Annotated in this window: 11 protein-coding genes; 2 read left to right on the top strand and 9 right to left on the bottom strand. The window is 74.7% G+C overall.

Features of this window, described 5'->3' with window-relative positions:
* Positions 1-26: 26 nt before the first annotated feature.
* From OP86_RS07220 to OP86_RS07255, 9 genes are read right to left on the bottom strand one after another with little or no spacing between them, the layout of a single operon-like run.
* Positions 27-1,817, bottom strand: coding sequence for an NAD(P)/FAD-dependent oxidoreductase (locus OP86_RS07220; RefSeq protein WP_051829790.1), 1,791 nt, complete (start codon positions 1,815-1,817; stop codon positions 27-29).
* Complete coding sequence (locus OP86_RS07225; protein WP_051829791.1) at positions 1,814-4,225, bottom strand: aminotransferase class III-fold pyridoxal phosphate-dependent enzyme; 2,412 nt, start codon at positions 4,223-4,225, stop codon at positions 1,814-1,816. Before OP86_RS07225 ends, OP86_RS07220 begins: the two co-directional genes overlap by 4 nt.
* Positions 4,222-6,618, bottom strand: coding sequence for a type I polyketide synthase (locus OP86_RS07230; protein WP_051829792.1), 2,397 nt, complete (start codon positions 6,616-6,618; stop codon positions 4,222-4,224). Before OP86_RS07230 ends, OP86_RS07225 begins: the two co-directional genes overlap by 4 nt.
* The gene (locus tag OP86_RS32800; RefSeq protein ID WP_051829793.1) at positions 6,615-9,536 is read right to left on the bottom strand and encodes a type I polyketide synthase; all 2,922 of its coding nucleotides are present in this window, start codon (positions 9,534-9,536) and stop codon (positions 6,615-6,617) included. Before OP86_RS32800 ends, OP86_RS07230 begins: the two co-directional genes overlap by 4 nt.
* A complete protein-coding gene (locus OP86_RS33385) occupies positions 9,529-9,777 on the bottom strand; it encodes an acyl carrier protein (protein WP_051829794.1) in 249 nt (82 codons plus the stop codon). The genes OP86_RS32800 and OP86_RS33385 overlap by 8 nt, the downstream gene beginning before the upstream one ends.
* A complete protein-coding gene (locus OP86_RS07240; RefSeq protein ID WP_051829795.1) occupies positions 9,777-11,471 on the bottom strand; it encodes a fatty acyl-AMP ligase in 1,695 nt (564 codons plus the stop codon). The genes OP86_RS33385 and OP86_RS07240 overlap by 1 nt, the downstream gene beginning before the upstream one ends.
* A complete protein-coding gene (locus OP86_RS07245; protein WP_051829796.1) occupies positions 11,452-12,474 on the bottom strand; it encodes an NAD-dependent epimerase/dehydratase family protein in 1,023 nt (340 codons plus the stop codon). The genes OP86_RS07240 and OP86_RS07245 overlap by 20 nt, the downstream gene beginning before the upstream one ends.
* Positions 12,471-13,634 carry a GNAT family N-acetyltransferase gene (locus OP86_RS36465; RefSeq protein WP_157849682.1) on the bottom strand — a complete coding sequence of 388 codons (1,164 nt, stop codon included), beginning with the start codon at positions 13,632-13,634 and terminating at the stop codon, positions 12,471-12,473. Before OP86_RS36465 ends, OP86_RS07245 begins: the two co-directional genes overlap by 4 nt.
* A 13-nt stretch (positions 13,635-13,647) precedes the next feature.
* Positions 13,648-14,673: a hypothetical protein gene (locus OP86_RS07255; protein ID WP_030056087.1), complete on the bottom strand. Its 1,026-nt coding sequence runs from the start codon at positions 14,671-14,673 to the stop codon at positions 13,648-13,650.
* Between the two features lie 173 nt (positions 14,674-14,846).
* On the opposite strand from OP86_RS07255, the gene OP86_RS07260 reads away from it, so the two are divergent.
* Positions 14,847-16,334: a class I adenylate-forming enzyme family protein gene (locus OP86_RS07260; protein ID WP_030056088.1), complete on the top strand. Its 1,488-nt coding sequence runs from the start codon at positions 14,847-14,849 to the stop codon at positions 16,332-16,334.
* A complete protein-coding gene (locus OP86_RS07265) occupies positions 16,331-17,590 on the top strand; it encodes a type III PLP-dependent enzyme domain-containing protein (RefSeq protein WP_063832315.1) in 1,260 nt (419 codons plus the stop codon). The genes OP86_RS07260 and OP86_RS07265 overlap by 4 nt, the downstream gene beginning before the upstream one ends.

Consider the following 17,590-nt stretch of genomic DNA (forward strand, 5'->3'; position numbering starts at 1 on the left):
TAAAAACTCAGGGAATTGACTTCCGTTCAGAATTGAGCAGGTCGCCGTCCCGAAAACGGACGGCGCAGCGCGTGCCACAGCCGGCGCACCGCGGTGTCGGCCACGTCGTAGCCGAGCGCCACCAGGTTGACCGTGACCATCAGGAACCCGGCCACCACCAGCAGCACGGGGCTGATCTCGGTGCCCTTCACCCGGACGAAGGCGGGCTCGCGCAGGATCCGCGGGGTCAGCTCGCCCCGGCGGACCCAGCGCAGGAACGGCAGCTTCCACAGGTTCGGCACGGCGGCGTCCGCGCGCAGCACCGCCCGGGTCGGCCGCAGCCGCACGCCGTTGGCCAGCCGCCAGCGGGCCCGCCGGGCCAGGCCGGCGTGCCAGCGCTCCGCGATCCGGGCCACCCGGGCGGGGTCGAGCACGTGCCACGGCGGGCACTGGGTGAGGAAGAGGCTGCGCCGCAGCTTGCGGCGGAGCTTGACGTGGTCGCCGTTCTCCAGCTCGGGCCGCGCCCCGGTCTCGGTGAGCCAGCGGGCCACCTGGTAGCGCGGCAGCAGGACGGCCGAGAGGATCAGGTAGTCGAGCAGGTGGTCGAGGATGAAGAACCGGCTGTCGCGCAGCGCCTCCGAGTACTTGCCGCGGACCATCGTCCGCAGCAGCCGCCAGTCGGCGAGCATGGCCCGGTTGACGTGGGCGATGTACTCGGTGTCGAGCTTCCCCTCCCGAAGGTCGTCCTGCACGATGTTGGCGGTGTGCCAGGAGCCGGCCAGCGACAGCGAGAGTCCCTGGCTGTAGAAGGCGTCGATGATCGAGGCCGAGTCACCGGCCAGGGCGTAGCGCCGCTCGGACACGTAGGTGTCGGTGAGGTACTGGACGTCCTTGTAGGCGTGGAACTGCAGCAGGTCCTCCGGCTTGAGGAAGTCCAGCAGCGGGTAGCGCCGCACCACCTCCCAGAAGGTGTCGCGCAGGTTGGCCGGCTCGCCGAAGCGGGCCCGGTCGAGGGTGATGCCGACACTCACCCGGCCTTCGGTCAGCCGGATGATCCAGATCCAGTAGCCGTCGCCCCACAGGTGGACGGTGTCGAGGTCGCGGCGGATCACCCGGCCCTCGGGGAAGGTGTACTCCCAGCGCTCGTCGAAGATCTCGTCGGTGCAGCCCTGGAACTGGCCCCAGGCCGCAGAGGTGGTGAAGCCGTCGTCGAGCGGGACGTCGTGGCCGAACTTCCTGGCCAGCAACCGGCCGCGGCCGGCGCAGTCGATGACCCAGCGGGCCTCGACCGTCCCCGACGACCTGCCGTCCCGGGAGCGCCAGGTGACCAGGTGGTCGCCGTCGCCCTCGGCCAGTTCGACGTCGCGGACCAGGCCCCGGTCGCAGAAGGTGATCTCGGGGGTCTTCCCGACGACGTCCCGCAGCGCGGCCTCGACCTCGGGCCGGACGATCTGGACGTCACCCGCCATCGCCTTGACCATGGGCTCGCTCGTCACGTGGGCGCGCCAGCGGTCCGGAAGCTGGGCCAGGAAGCCCCACTCGTACGTGGAGTCGTCGAAGGCCTCCTTGCCCTCCAGCCCGTAGGCCATCCAGAAGCCCTGCTTGACGAAGGAGTTGGAGAGCACCTCGTCCAGCTCTCCGACCGTCCGCAGGAAGGCGTTGGAGAAGACGAGCAGGGACTCGCCGACCTTGTAGTCGGCGCGCTTGCTGTCGGTCAGCTCGTCGACGAGCACGACGGACATGCCGCGCTTGGCGTACTGGAGTGCGTTGTACAGGCCGACGAGGCCGGCGCCGATCACGCACACGTCGGCGCGCAGCGCCTCAGGTCGCGGGTTCATGGGTGGCTCCTGGTGGGCGGGGTCGGGAGGTGGAGGCGGAAGCCGAGCCGCGCACCCTCGGTGCGGAGCCGGGCGACCGTGGCGATGTCCAGGCGGTCGCCGCGCCGGCTGAGCGGGAGCTCACCGTCGAGTTGGGAGAGGATCACCGTCTCGGCGGTGCAGGCCCAGATCACGCCGGGCGGCAGGGCCACGTCGAGGCCGAAGTCCTGACGGCCGGGCAGCTCGACCAGGCCACCCGCGAAGACCGCCAGGTCCGGCCGCTGCTCGGCGAGTTCGGGACCGGCGTTGGCGGGCTGCGAGACGTCGCAGATGATCGCGCCCGGCTTGGGGGTGGCGGGGTCGATGAGCAGCCCCGGGCTGGACGTGGCGGCGACGACGAGGTCCGCGCCCGCGATCGCCTCGGCGGCGGCGGTGGTCGTCTCCGGCACCAGGTCGCCGCGGATCTCGGCGGCGACCGCGTCGAGGCGGGCCAGGCCGGCGCGCCCGCTGCGGGGATTGCCGACCAGCACCAGGCTGCCGACCTCCTCGGCGAGCAGCAGCGTCATCGCCCGGCCGACCGAGCCGGCGGCGCCCAGCACCACGCAGCGGGCGCCGCGCAGGTCCAGGCCCCGGTCCCGGGCGGTGCGGGCGATGCCGTCGAGGGCGGACGCCGCGGTGTACGCGTTCCCGGTGGTCACCGGAACGGGGGTGGCGCCGAGGAGGGTGCCGCCCGCGGTGACGACGGAGGTGTAGGCGCCGAGGCCGACGATCCGCGCGCCGCGTTCGGCGGCCTCCGCCACGGCCCGGCCGATCAGCGCGGCCGCCCGGGCGGTCGGCAGGTCGAGCAGGGCGCGGGCGTCGTAGGGGAGCGCGAACAGCTCACCGTAGGAACTCCGCCCGTCGTCCGAGGTCAGCCGGCTGGCGCCGACCAGCATGCCGGCGGGCGTGTCGGCGGAGCGGGTGAGTTCGAGCCGGTCGAAGAGCCGCTTCACCCCGTGGCCGGGCAGGCCCAGGGCCGGGTCGAAGCTCTCGTAGGACTCGTCGTCGGTCGGGTGGCCGATGAACGCCCAGCGGGGCTCGTCCCGGCGCGGTACCGGGCGAGGCCGGGGCCGGGGCCGGGCGGGCGCGCCTGCACCGGCCGGGCCGCCCCCGGTGAGGTGGGCGAACAGGGCGGCGGAGTCGCCCGCCGCGATCCGCCCGAGGGCGCGGTCGAGGGCTGCGAGGAACTCGTCGCACTCCTCGTCGGTGACGGTGAGCGGCGGCTCCACCCGGATCACCCGGGCGGCGAAGTAGGCGGGCGCGACCCGGATGCCTTCGGCCCGCAGCAGGTGGCCGCAGAGGACCGCCGCCAGGCCCTGCGCGTGCGCGAGCGAGCGGAGCAGGCCCTGCTGCCCGAACTCCCGGGGATCGTCGGTGAGTTCGAGCCCCAGCAGCAGGCCCTCACCCCGGACGTCGGTGACCAGGCCGGGGTGGGCCTCGGCGAGCTTGCGCAGCCCGGCGCGCAGCCGGGCGCCCTTGCGCGCACTCTCCGCGACGATCCGCTCGCCGTCGGCGGTGAGCAGGTCGAAGGCGGCGATACCGACCCGGGCGCAGAGCGTGTTGCCGCCGAAGGTGGAGGTGTGCCGCAGTGCGAAGTCCTCGGTGAGGCAGTCGTCGGAGTAGAGGACGGCCCCGATCGGCACCACGCCGCCGCCGAGCGCCTTGGCCAGGGCCAGGACGTCCGGCACGACCCCGGCGTGCTCGTAGGCGAACATCCGCCCGGTCCGGCCGAGCCCGGTCTGCACCTCGTCGAAGACCAGCCGGGCGCCGTGGGCCGAGCACAACCTGCGCGCCTCGGCCAGGTAGCCGGGGGGTGCCGGGCGGACGCCGCCCTCGCCCTGGACCGGTTCGAGCAGCAGCCCGGCGATCTCCCCGCCACGCTCGGCGAAGAGCGCCCGCAGTGCCCCGACGTCCCCGAACGGCACCGTGACGAAGCCGTCCGCGGGTGCCCCGAAGGGGCGCTGGTAGGTGGCGCGGCCGGTCGCGGAGAGCGCGCCGAGGGTCTTGCCGTGGAAGGAGTCCTCGGCGGAGACGACAAGGAGGCGCCCGGTCGCCGCGCGCACCACCTTGATCGCCGCCTCGACGGACTCGGCGCCGCTGTTGGTGAAGAACGCGTGCGGCAGCCCGGTCCGGGCCGCCAGCCGGTCGGCCAGCTCGCGCGCCGCGACCGGGAGCGACGGCTGGGTCAGGCTCGGTTCGCCCGCCCGCCGCATGCCGTCCAGGGCTGTCCACACGACCTCGGGGTCGTGCCCGAACGGGAGCGCCCCGTAGGCGCCGGCGAAGTCCAGGTAGGCGCGGCCGTCGGCGTCGTGGAGCCGGGTGCCCCGGCCCCGGACGTAGGCGACGTCCAGGCCGAGCCCGGTCAGCAGCCGTTCGACGTGCGGGTTCATGCCGCACCCGCCCGCAGCCGGCCGGCGATCTCCCGCAGGCTGGCCCCGTCGATCAGGTCCGTGATCGGTATGACCACGCCGCACTCCTCCTCGATCCGTGCTTTCAGGTCCACGAAGGCCACCGAGTCCAGGTCCAGCTCCCGGGCAGGCACATCCAGGTCCAGGTCCTGTGCCGTGACGCCGAGCAGCTCGGCCACCCGTTCGGCCAGCAGGCCGAGGGCCCGGGCGGGCTCGGCGGCCGCTGCTGCGGCCCGCGCCCGCTCTCCGGTGTGCCGGGGCGGCTGCTCGATCCAGTGGGTCCGCCGGTGCCACGGGTGGCCGGGGACGGCCGCGGTGGGCTTGGCACCCGGGTACACCGCGCGCCAGTCGACCTCGGCTCCGGCGCACCAGAGCCGGGCCAGCACCGCGGCCCGGGCGGCGGGCTCGGTGGCGTCGAGCCCGTTCGCGCCGGCCGGCCCGGGGCCGAGGTCGACGACCAGGCCCGGCGGGGCCGCCGGCACCACCGACGGGCCGTCCTGCTCCGCGACGGCTTCGGCCCTGCTGAGCCGACCGCCTGCCCAGGCCGCGGTACGGGCACCGGAGCCGCTGCCGGTGCAGGCGTCCGGGCGCACCCCGAGGGCCCGCCAGGCGGCGGTGGCGGCGGCCTGCCAGACCAGGAGTTCGGTGGCCGGTCCCTCCTCGGCCGGGTGCGCGGCCCAGCAGGCGGCCTCGGCCCGCGCCGCCTCGGCTGCCACCGGCCCCAGCCCGGCGGCCGGGTCCGGCAGCCGCGGCGGCAGCGTGGCGCCGTACCGGAAGACCACCGGCTGGGGCTCGTGGCCCGGCGGCGCAGCGGCCAGGGCGCGGCGCAGCGCGTCGGCGGTGGGGCCGGTCACGCAGTGCCGGTGGCGGTGCGCCGGGCGGCAGCGGGCCGCGGCGGCCACCAGCTCCGGCACGTCCTCGGGTCGTACCTGCGCGAGCAGGTCCGCGTACCGGGCGGCGAGGTCCGCCAGCGCCTGCGGGGAGCGGGCCGACAGCGGCAGGATCAGCGGGAGGCCGGTCTCCGGCCGGGGTGCCCGCGACACCGGGGCCGCCGCCTCGACCAGCACGTGGACGTTGGTGCCGCCGAACCCGAACGAGCTGACACCGGCGACCCGACGGCGGCCTGCCGGCCAAGGGATGCGCCGGTCGGTGACGGCGAACCGGGTGCCGTCCAGCGCCAGGTGCGGGTTCAACTCGCGCAGCTGCGGCTGGGGCGGTACCTCGCCCCGGCGCACGCACTCCACGGCCTTGATGAACGAGGCGATGCCCGCAGCGGCCTCCAGGTGGCCGATCGCGGCCTTCGCCGAGGAGAGCAGGCACGGGTCGGGCGCGTCACCGTAGGCCTCGGCGATCGCGGCGAACTCGATCGGGTCGCCGAGCGCGGTGCCGGTGGCGTGCATCTCGACCAGGGCCACGTCGGCCGGGGTCAGACCGGAGCGGGTGAGCGCGTCGGTCAGCAGTCGGCGCTGCGCCACCGGGTTGGGGGCGGTCAGCCCGTTGCTCGCGCCGTCGGAGTTGCAGGCCGTGGCGTGGACGACCGCGAGCACCTCGTCGCCGTCGGCCTGCGCGTCCCGGAGGCGTTTGAGCACCACGAGGCCGGCGCCCTCGCCGCGGACCATGCCGTCCGCGCCGGCCCCGAGTGCCTTGAGCACCCCGTCGGGTGCCAGCGGCAGGGTGGCGCCGGTGACCTCGGTGCTGATCCCGGCGAGGATCAGGCTCACCCCGCCGGCCAGCGCCACGTCGCACTCCCCGGTCCGCAGGCTCTGCGCCGCCAGGTGGAGCGCGGCCAGCGAGGACGAGCAGGCGGTGTCGACGGCGATGCTCGGTCCGGTCAGGCCGAGGGTGTGTGAGACCCGGTTGGCGATGATCGACCTGGCGTTGCCCAGCCCGAGGTAGGCACTGAGCGGGATGCCGGCGGCGAGGGCGGTGAACAGGTAGTCCTGGTGCGCGACGCCGAGGAAGACGCCGGTCCGGCCGGGCCGTTCCAGCCCGGCCCGCTCCAGCGCCTCCCACGCGCATTCGAGCACCAGCCGCTGCTGCGGGTCCATCAGCCGCGCCTCGGGTTCGGGGATGCCGAAGAAGGCCGCGTCGAACTCGGCGACCCCGTCGACCGTCCCCGCCCAAGCCGCTCCCCCGGCGGGCAGCTCGCCCTTCCACCGGTCCACCGGCAGCGGGCGGATCGCATCGCCGCCCGCCGCCAGGAACTCCCAGTACTTCTCCGGGGTGTCGCAGCCGCCGGGGAAGCGGCAGGCCATGCCGACCACCGCGAGCGGCTCCGGGCCGCCCGCGCCCGCCTCCAGCGCCTTCACCCTGGCCCGCAGCGCGCGGATCTCGGCGGCTGCCGAGCGCAGCGCCTGCGCGGTCTCGTCGTTCACTTCCCCGCCTCCGCTCGATCTCCCAGGACCGCGAGCAGTTCCGCCAGCGGATCGTCCGGTTCGGCGCACAGCTCCGCCGCCAGGGCCGCGGCCAGCCGCTCCGCCGTCGGGTGCGCCCAGAACAGGGCAACCGGCACCCGGGTGCCGAGCTCGTGCTCCAGCCGGTTGCGCACCGCGACGGCGCGCAGCGAGTCGAGCCCGAGGTCGGCGAAGACGGCGTCGGGGGCCGGCACCTCGGGGAGCACCTCGGCGAGCAGCCGGACGAGCTCGCCGACGAGCACCCCGGTGGCCTCCGCCCCGGTCCGCCCGGCGAGCAGCTCCCGCAGCCGCTCCGCGCCGGGTTCCGGCTCCGGTGCCGGCACGGTCTCCGGCTCCTGCGCCGGCCGGTCGGCCGCGATGCCCGGTGTGGGCACGGGCCGGCGGTCGAACGCGCTGACCGGCAGCCGCGCCGCCAGCCGCCGGGCGCCAGCCGGCAGCGGGAACGCGGGCACCACGCCCGCCTCGTAGAGGTCGGCGAGGATGTCCGGCACCTCGCGGTCCAGCCCCCGGCGCAGGGTGGCCACCGCCCTCGCGCCGCACTCGGCGAGCGCGTTCGACAGCACGGGGTGCGCCCCGATCTCCAGCACATGGGTGACCCCGTCGGCGAGCAGTGCCGCCACGGTGTCCGCGAAGCGCACGGGCGAGCGCAGGTTGGCCGCCCAGTACCGCGCGTCGAGTGGGGCCCGGGTCGCGTCCCCGGCGAGCACGGTCGAGAAGAACTCGCGGTGCGGGGCGCCCTGCGGGACGTCGCCCAGCGCGGCCGCGAGCCGGGCCGCGGGTCCGGCCATGGCCGGGCCGTGCGAGGGGTAGTCCACGTCGAGCGGCCGCACGTGGTGGCCGGCCCCGGTCAGGCGGCCGATCGCCTGCGCCAGGGCCTGGGTGTCCCCCGAGACCACCACCGACCGCGGGCTGTTGACCGCCGCGACGCCCACCCCTTCGGGCAGCAGCGCGGCGACCTCCTCCGCCACGCCGTCCACCGCGGCCATCGAGCCGCCGCCGAGCGCCCCGGCGACGGCGTCGTTGCGGGCGCGCAGCACCCGCAGGCCGGTGGCGAGGTCGAGCTTGCCCGCAGCGACCGCCGCGCTGACCTCCCCGACGCTGTGCCCGGCGACGACGTCCGGGACGATGCCCGCCGCGCCCAGCGCCGCGGTGAGCGCCAACTGGGTCGCCACGATCAGCCCCTGGGCGACCGCCAGGTCGCCGGTGTCCGGCGCGGCGTCGCCGGCCAGCGCCGCGTCCAGCGGGACGCCCAGGATGGACGCGCACCGGGCGGCCTCGGCCGCGAAGACCGGATCGGCCGCCATCAGTCGGCGGGCGGTGGTCTCGGCCTGCGTCCCGTGGCCCGAGTACACGAAGGCCAGCCGCACCGCCCGGCGGTCGGCGGCCGCCGGCCGCACCTGCCCGCGGGCGACCGCGTCGAGGCGCTCGGCCAGCTGCCCGGGGTCGTCCGCGACCACGGCGGTGCGCCGCCGGGCGTGCGTCCGGAGCGCCGCCGCCGCGGCGGCGGTCGCCCGCAGCTCCGCCCAGCCGCTGCTCCGGGCAAGCCGCGCGTAGTGCTCGGCGGCCCGGGCCACGCCCTCGTCGTGCCCGGCCGAGAGCGGCAGCACCAGCCGGCCGCCCTCCTCGGCACTCCCCGGAACGGCCGGCGGACCGAGCAGCACCACGTGGGCGCTGGTGCCGCCGAAGCCGAAGGAACTGACCCCGGCGGCCCGGCCCGACAAGTCGAGCGGCTCGGTCGGGGCCTGCAGGCCGAGGGCCGCCAGGTCGATCCGGGGGTTGGGCGTGCGGAAGTGGACCAGCGGCGTGATGCGCCGGTGAGTGAGCGTCAGGACGGCCTTGATCAGACCGACGATGCCGGCCGCCGCCTCAAGGTGCCCCAGGTTGGCCTTCACCGAGCCGATCGGCAGCGGCGCGGGGCGCCCGCCGAGCGCGGCGGCCAGCGCCCGGGCCTCGATCGGGTCGCCGAGCCTGGTGCCGGTGCCGTGGGTCTCGACGTAGCCGAGGTCGGCGCCGGTCAGCCCGGCGTCGGCCAGGGCCGCCGTGATCACCTCGCGCTGGCCGCGGCCGCTGGGTGCGGTGAGGCCGTTGGTCCGGCCGTCCTGGCCGACCGCGGTGCCCGCGACCACGGCGTGGATCGGGTCGCCGTCGGCCAGTGCCTCGCTCAGCCGCTTCAGGACGACCGCCCCGGCGCCCTCCGCGCGCACGTAGCCGGAGGCGGCCGCGTCGAACGGCCGGCAGCGCCCGTCGGGGGCCAGCGCGGTGAGGCCGAGGGCGCCCAGCTGCGGTCCGGGGGCCAGCAGGACGTTGACCCCGCCGGCCAGGGCGAGGTCGCAGTCACCCGCCCGCAGGGCCCGGACGGCCAGGTGGACCGCCACCAGGGAGGCCGAGCAGGCAGTGTCCACGGACATGCTCGGCCCCCGCAGGTCCCACAGGTAGGACAGGCGGTTGGCGGTGACGGCGTGACACATCCCGGTGTTGCGGAACGGATCGGCCTCACCGGTGCCCGAGAGGATCGCGAAGTCGTGCGCGGTCTGCCCCACGTAGACGCCGGTACGGCTGCCGGCCAGCTGCGGCGCCGGCCGCCCGGCGTGTTCCAGAGCCCGCCAGGCGACCTCCAGGAACAGCCGCTGCTGCGGGTCCATGGCCGCCGCCTCGCGCTGGGACAGGCCGAAGAACTCGGCGTCGAAGCCGGCCACATCGGCCAGGAAGCCACCCCAGGCAGGGGTCTGCCCCAGGCCGGCCCGGAGTGCGGTCCGCTCCGCGGGGATCTCGGTGACCGCGTCCCGGCCGGCCATGACCAGCTCCCAGAGCTCGTCCGGCGACTCCGCGCCCGGCACCCGGCAGGACAGGCCGATGACCGCGACCTTCTCCTCAGCCATGCCTGGCCAGCCACGCGGCGAGCCGACGCGGCGTCGGGTGGTCGAACAGCAGCTCCTGCGGCACCTCGATGCCGAGGCCCTCCTCCAACTGCCCGGCGACGACGACCAGTCCGGCGGAGTCGAGACCGAGGTCGGTGAAGACCTCGTCGGGGTCGAGCGGCCCGGCCACCTCAAGCTCGGTGGCCAGGGCGTCGAGGAGGATGCGGAGGATCTCCCGCTCGGAGACAGCGGGCACGGTCATCACTTGCTCCCTGAGGTCTTGGTCCAGCTGGCGATCGGCTTCAGCTCCCCGCTGAGCCAGCGGTCCGCGCACCGGCGGCGCTGGACCTTGCCGCTGGTGGTACGGGGGACGGCGCCGCGCCGCACGAGTGCCACGGCGCCGAGCGCGAGGCCGTGTTCCTCGGCGATCGCGGCCCGGATCCGGCCCAGCAGGGCCTGCGGGTCCGCGGGGGGCCGGGCGACCTCGTGGACGAGCACGACCAGGGGCGGCCCGTCCTCGCCGCCGGGGACGGCGAAGGCCGCGGCGGAGCCGTCGCCGAGCGAGGGCGTGCAGTCGAGCGCGGTCTGTTCGAGGTCGTGCAGATGGAGGGTCACCCCCTTGTGCTTGACGGTGTCCTTGAGACGGCCGACCACGCAGAGCGCGCCGTCGGCCAGCACCCCGAGGTCGCCGGTGCGCAGCCAGGTGCCGGGTTCGCCGTCCGGGCCCGGCCGGAAGGCCTGCGCGGTCTCCTCGGGTCGGCGCCAGTATCCGAGCGTGACGCTCGACCCGGTCACCCAGATCTCGCCGGTCTCGCCGGGCGGGCACCGACGCAGCGTCCCGGGGTCGACGATGGCCAGGGTGTTGCCGACCACGGGCTCGCTGCCGCAGGGGACGACCTGCCGCCCGGTCTCCGGGAGCGTCACCAGCAGCGGTTCGGCGCTCGGGTCCGCCCAGGAGACGCTCAGGGTGTTCTCGGCCAGGCCGTAGCCGGGGGTGACCGCCTCGGGGCGCAGGCCGGCCGGGGCGAACACGCTCCGGAAGGCCTCCACCGTCCGGGCGCGGATCGGCTCCGCCGCGGTGACCGCGTGGCGCAGGCCCGACAGGTCGAGCGCGGCCGCCTCCTCGGGCCGCACCCGGCGCGCGGCCAGCGCGTAGGCGAAGTCCGGCGCCATGGTCATCGCGGAGCGGGACCGGGAGATCGTCTCCAGCCAGCTCAGCGGTCGGCGCAGGAAGGCCGAGGGCGGCATGAGGTGGACGGCCATCCCGGCCCAGACCGGGTGCGCGAGCATCCCGATGAGGCCCATGTCGTGGAAGAGCGGCAGCCAGGACGTCGCCGCCTCCCCCGGCTCGGAGCCGAGCGTGGCGGCGATGCCGCTGACGTTGGCGGCCAGGTTGGCCTGACTGACCATCACCCCCTTGGGGGCGGCGGTCGATCCCGAGGTGTACTGCAGCAGCGCGAGCGCGTCGGGTGCCACGTCGGCGGGGCTCGTCCGGCCGGGCTCGGGCGGGACCGTCCCGTCGACCAGCAGTCGGCCGTCCGCCGTCGGCAGCCCGGCCAGGATGTCCGGGGTGCCGACGATCGCGGACGGGTCGCAGTCGGCGAGGATGTCGCGCAGCCGCCTCTCGTAGGCGGCCGCCGCGCGGGTCGTGACCAGCCCCGGCGGGAAGAACGGCACCGCCGTCACCCCGGCGAGCAGGCAGGCGTAGAAGGCGGTGGCGTACCCGGTGCCGGAGGGCAGGGCGATCAGCACGAACCGCCCGCCGTGCCGGCCCTCGCGTAGCGGGCGGAACCGTTCGGCGAGCCCGGCCGCGGCCGCGTACAGCTCGCCGGCCGTCAGCTCGGTCCAGGTGCCGGTGCCGGTCAGGGCACGCAGCGCGAGCCCGTCGGGCCGCTCCTGCGCCCGGGCCGCCAGCGCGTGGGAGAGCGCGGGCGGCTCAGCGTGCGGCCATGACATCGTGGTCCTCCTTGTCGAGCCAGTCGGCGACGGCACGGATCGACGTCACCAGGTCTCCGGTGGGCAGGGCGAGTTCGCGGCGGGCCTTGGCCGGGTCGTAGTAGATCCGCCGGACGGCCAGCGCGGCGTTCTCCGGGACGAGCAGCGGCGAGCAGAACGGGTCCCGGACAAGCCCCCCGTACAGCCCGCCGACTCGGGCCGCCGCGCGAAGCATCGCGCCGGGCACGGCCACCCGCGGCCGCCGGGCCCCGATCGTGTCGCAGACCAGGGAGAACAGCTCCCGGTAGCCGAGGTTGGCGGTGGACAGGATGTAGCGCTCGCCCGGGCGGCCGTGCCGCATGGCGCCGAGCTGCCCGGCTACCAGGTCGTCGGCCGTGCAGACGGCGGCCCCGCCGGGGAACCAGCCGAGGAGGCGGCCGCGCCGGGCACTGTCGACCAACGCCGCCCAGCCGAACTTCCGGTCGCTGTAGGGCGCGATGACGCCCGCGGGGTTGACCACCACGACCGGCAGCCCGGTCGTCCGGCCGACCGCGAGCACGGCGTCCTCACCTGCCCGCTTGGTGACCAGGTAGGCGTTCCGGGTGGCGGTGCGCGCGATGTCGAAGGTCTCGTCCGCGATCTCGCCGTTCGGGGGGTAGCCGATCGCCGACACCGAGGACGTGTGGACGAAGCGGCGCACGCCCGCCTCGGCGGCGGCGTGCGCCATCGCCTCGGCGCCCCGGGCGTTCAGCGCCCACATCCGGCGGTGCAGTCGGTTCAGCAGGGTGGGCTCCCCCGCCACGTGGTACACCTCGTCGATCCCGTGGACGGCCCGGGCCAGGCTCGCGGCGTCCCGCAGGTCGCCCTGGACGACGCGGAACGCGCCCCGGCGTTCGTTCAGCCCGCCCAGGCCGGTGCCCTGCTCGACGAGGACGGTGACGTCGGCACCGTCGTCGAGGAGCCGGCGGGCGAGCGCCGAACCCAGGCTGCCGGTGCCGCCGGTGACGAGGACTCGGCCGGTCACAGGGGGCCCCTCGGGCCTCGGGCCGGTCCCGGGACCGGCCCGAGCTCCTTCTCCAGCACCACGTACCGGCGGCGCGGGCGGGCGCCGGTGCGGCCGACGAGGGCGCGGCTCTGCCAGTTCTCCTCGTGGATCCAGGTCGTGTGCACCTGCCGGTAGCCGCCGACCCGGCCGAGCGCGACCTTGGCCAGCTCGGCGGCGAGGATTCGCCCGATCCCCTCGCCCTCCAGCTCCGGGCGGGCGCCGATCATCAGCACGACGGTGCCGGTGATCTGCCGGAGGAGTTTGCGGTAGCGCAGCAGGAAGCCCGGGCTCAGCCTGCCGTTGGCGGCGGCGAGCACCTCGTTCGGGTCGGCCAGCAACATGGTGAAGGCAACCGGGGTTCCGTCGCGCTCCACGATCCGGACCAGCCGCGGGTCGAGGAAGTCCTTGAGCTCGGAGGCGTTGTAGTCGAACACCGGCCTGCTCATCGGGATGACCTCGTGGTTGCCCGCGAACGACGCGCGGAACAGCTCGTAGAGCAGGTCGAGTTCGGCGTCCCACCGGCGGCTGTCGAGGTCGCGCACCCGGAAGCCACCGGAGCGCAGCACCCGCTCACCGCGGGCGACGACCCGCTCCATCATGGCCCGGTCGTCGTCCGGGCCCCAGCTGAAGGTGTCGGTGCGGTAGGCCTCGGTGTACCCGGCGCCCTCGACGAGTCCGGCGTAGTACGGCGGATTGTGCGGCTGGAACGCGGCCGGCACCGTGTCGAAGCCGTCCACCAGGAGCCCGAACTCCTGGGTGCTGCAGTAGGAGTAGGGTCCGGCGACCTTCGTCAGCCCGCGTTCGCGCGCCCAGTCCTCGGCGGTCTCCAGCAGCGCGGTGGCGACCTCCTGGTCGTCGGTGCTCTCGAACCAGCCGAAGAAGCCGACGTCGCCGTAGCGCTCGACGTACCCCGGGTCCCGGGTGGTGGAGATCCGGCCGAGTACCCGGCCGCGGTCCACCGCCAGGAAGTGCTCGGTCTCCGCTTCTCGGTGGTACGGGTTGTGCCGGGGGGACATGAAGCGGCGGGCCGCGAGGGTCAGGGGCGGCACCCAGCGCGGGTCGTCCCGGTAGAGGGGGCCGGCCATGGCGAGGAACTCGCGGACCATGCGGCGCCCGCGGACCGGCTGAACTGTGAGCACGTGTTTCCTCCCGTTACCGGCTGGCCAGGGCCAGATGCCGGGCCAGGCCGGGATTGCCGGCCGGCTTCCACAGGCGCCCGTCGAGGTAGAAGTGGTGCAGGACGATGGTGAACGGGATGACGCCGCCCAGGACGAACTCGCCCTGCGAGAGCGCGCCGCCGACGCCCGCGAGGGCCAGGCCCAGCGGCCACACGGACTTCGGGCAGGTCAGCCGGGCGAGCAGCAGCCGGCTGCCGGTGCCGGCGAACCGGCCACGATTCCTGGCCCACGAGATGACGTGGTACTGGAAGCCGTGGAAGGTGGTCGCGATCAGGATCAGCGCGTACGGGTCGCTGACCAGCACGTAGGAGAGGTTGTAGAAGGTGAGCGCGACACCGATGGTGGCCAGCGCGATCCCCGGCAGCCGCTCGGCGCTGCGGACCTCGTCGACGACGAAGCGGACCAGGGCCACCCCGAACAGCGCGTAGCCGAGCACGACCACCGCGACCGGAACCGGCGGCAACAGGACCTCCGCGTCGGAGAACGGCAACGGCCGGCCGGCGATGACGTAGTGGCCCAGGTGCAGCCCCTCCGACAGCCGGTAGAGCACCGGAGCCGAACAGCCCGCGATCAGCAGGTACTTGGCGGGGCGCCGGTCGCGCCGGGACTGCGCCCGGGCCGCGTAGACCGACACCATGCCGATGTGCTGCTTGACGACGTGCAGCACCTGCCAGCCGACGAACACCGTCAGCACCACATCGAACCGCCCGGCCACGGTCAGCCCGCCGACCGCCGCGAGGATGACGGCCAGGCTCACCAGGTAGTGCCGGCCGTTCCGTTCGCGCTCGTCCGGGTCGAGCAGCACCCGCAGCGACGTCCAGAGCACGTGCGGGAAATCGACGAGCACCGCGAACACCGCGGCCACCACCAGGAACCCGTCACCCGCGCGCCAGCAGAGGTAGAGCACCAGCGAGAAAAGGCCGCCGAGGCCGAATACGAACCAGGCGTCCGCGCGGGGACCGATAAGCCAGGGCCGGTCCGCCGTCCGACACTCCGCCACTACCCCTCCTCTGATCGACGCTATTCACCCTTCCGGCCGACCATAGATGCCGGGGGTTCGGTCGATCTGCTCAATGTTGAGCGGCCCGAATATTTGCCGGAACCTAGCGTCAATTCCTATTGCGCCAAGCCATTCTCGATTCAATTCGTCTGGCCCATTAAGGAGGACACCCCGTGCCCACTCTCCTGCACGACTTGCTGGACGGACAAAGCGCCCGCAGCCCGGACGCGGCTGCCATCCGCCGCCGGGAGACCGTCTGGACCTTCGCCGAGCTGCGACAGCGCAGCCTTCGGTACGCCGCCGCCCTGGCCGCGGCGGGCGTCGGGCGCGGCGACCGGGTCGTGATCGTCGCCCCGCACGCCCCGGAGACCGCCGCGGCCGTGTTCGCCGTCTCACGGCTGGGCGCCATCTACGTGGTCGCCAGCGACCGGACGCCCCGGGCGCAGCTGGTCCAGGTGCTCCTCGACTGCACGCCCAAGGTCCTGGTCAGCCCCGAGGTCACCCCGGAGCTCGCCTTCGAGGACGTCACCAACCTGGCCTTCGACACCCTCGAAGCCGGCCCGGCCGAGCCGCTGCCGCCGGCCGGCACCCTCTCGGTGGACCCGGTCGGTCTGCTCTACACCTCGGGCAGCACGGCCCTGCCCAAGGGCGTCATCTCCACCCACGCCCAGGTCCTGTTCGCCGCCGAAGCGATCCAGAGCAGGCTCGGCTACCGGAGCACCGACGTGGTCTTCTGCTGCCTGCCGCTGTCCTTCGACTACGGCCTCTACCAGGTCTACCTGAGCATGCTCGCCGGCTCCTGCCTGGTCCTGTCGGACGAGAGCGAGGCCGGCCCGGCGCTGGTCCGGATGCTCGACCACTACGAGGCGACCGTGCTGCCACTGGTCGCTCCGCTGGCGACCACCCTGGCGCTGCTGGTCGCCCGCCAGGGCCGGATGCCGCTCGCGCTGCGGATGGTCACCAACACGGGTGCCCGGCTGCACGACTCGCTCGCCGAGCAGCTCCGCCGGCTCATCCCGGGCCTCGACGTGGTGTCGATGTTCGGTCTCACCGAGTGCAAACGGGTGACCATCGCCGATCCCAACGACGACCTGCTGCACCCGGGGACCTGCGGCCGGGCGCTGCCGGACACCGAGATCTTCGTGGTCGACAGCAATGGCGACCGGCTCCCGCCCGGCGAGGTGGGCGAGCTCGTGGTGCGCGGCCCGCACGTGATGGCCGGGTACTGGGGCGAGGAGTCGCGGACGTCGATCCGGTTCCGTACCGACAACTACGGCCGGCGGGCGCTGTACACCGGCGACCAGTGCCGGATCGACGCCGAGGGCAACCTCTACTTCGTGGGCCGCCGCGACGAGGTCTACAAGCAGAGCGGGTTCCGGGTGAGCGCGGCCGAGGTGGAGGCCGCCGCGCAGAGCGTTCCGGGGGTGCGACTGGCCGCGGTGCTGCCGCCGACCAGCGACCGGGGGGCCGTCCTGGTGGTCACCGGCGACGTGGCACCGCACGAAGTGCTGGCCGAACTCACCGACCGGCTCGAACGGCACAAGGTGCCGAGCGAGTGCCATGTGATCGAGCAGTTCGAGCTCAACTCCAACGGCAAGATCAACAAGCGGCTGCTGCTGGCAGCGCTGTCACCCTCCGCCCCCAGCCGGACCGCGGTATGACCACCGAGCTCCTCGCCCCGTCCGGAGCCGCCGCGCTGGCGGAGCGGTTCGGCACGCCCGCGTACGTCTACGACCTGGCCGAGGTCCGGACGGCCGCCGCCGATCTGCGGACCGTGCTCCCGGAGGGGAGCGAGCTGTACTTCTCGGTCAAGTCGAACCCGCACCCGCTGGTCGGCGCCCAGCTCGCGGAGCTCGGACTACGGGCCGAGGTGAGCTCGACCGGCGAGATCGCCGCGGCGCTCGCCGCCGGGTTCGCGCCGTCGGCGATCCTGATGAACGGCCCGGGCAAGAGCCCCGAGGCCGTCGAGCAGGCGCTGCGGCAGGGCGTCCGGCGGTTCTCGGTGGACTCCCCGACCGACCTGGCCCGGGTCGCCGAGCACGCCACCGGGCTCGGTGTCGAGGTGGAGTACCTGCTACGGGTCAACGCCGACGAGCCGATCGCCGGGATGGGCCTCACCATGACCGGGACGGCCTCGGCCTTCGGCGCCGACGCGTCCTGGGTGTGCGAGCGGCCCGAGCTGTTCCGTAGCCGCCCGGGTGCCCGGTTCACCGGCCTGCACCTCTACATGGGCACGAACATCGAGGACGTCGCGGTGCTCGCCCGCCAGTTCGCCGCGAGCATCGAGGTCGCGGCCAGGGTGGTGGCGGCGCTCGGCGAACCCCTCGCGGAGCTGGACCTCGGCGGCGGCTTCGCCATGCCCTACGCCCGGGCGGGCGCCCGCCCGGACTTCCCCGGCCTGCGCGGGACCGTCACCGGCCTGCTGGACGCCGCCCTGCCGGGGTGGCGGGCCGGCTCGCCCCGGGTCTCCTTCGAGTCCGGCCGGTACCTCACCGGCGCAGCGGGCCGGCTCCTGTGCCGGGTGCTGGATGTCAAGGAGTCCAAGGGGCAGCGGTTCGTCGTCCTGGACACCGGCATCCACCACCTCGGCGGCATGTCCGGCCTGCTGCGCGTGCCCCGCATCGTGCCCGACCTGCTGCCGGTGGCGCCCCGCGAGAGCGTCGTGGACGGCTGCACCGTGGCGGGCCCGCTCTGCACCCCGCTGGACACCTGGTCGCGCGGGGTCTCGCTGCCCGAACTGCAGCCGGGCGACCTGCTCCAGGTTCCCAACGTCGGCGCCTACGGGCTCAGTGCGAGCCTGCTCGCCTTCCTCGGCCACCCGGCCCCGGCCGAGGTCGTGGTCGACGGGGGCCGGTTCGTTTCCGCCTCCCGGCTGACCCTGCACCGGGAACCTCTCCACCAACCGTTCAAGGAGTGA

Source organism: Streptomyces novaecaesareae (assembly GCF_000716875.1).
GTDB classification, from domain to species: domain Bacteria; phylum Actinomycetota; class Actinomycetes; order Streptomycetales; family Streptomycetaceae; genus Kitasatospora; species Kitasatospora novaecaesareae.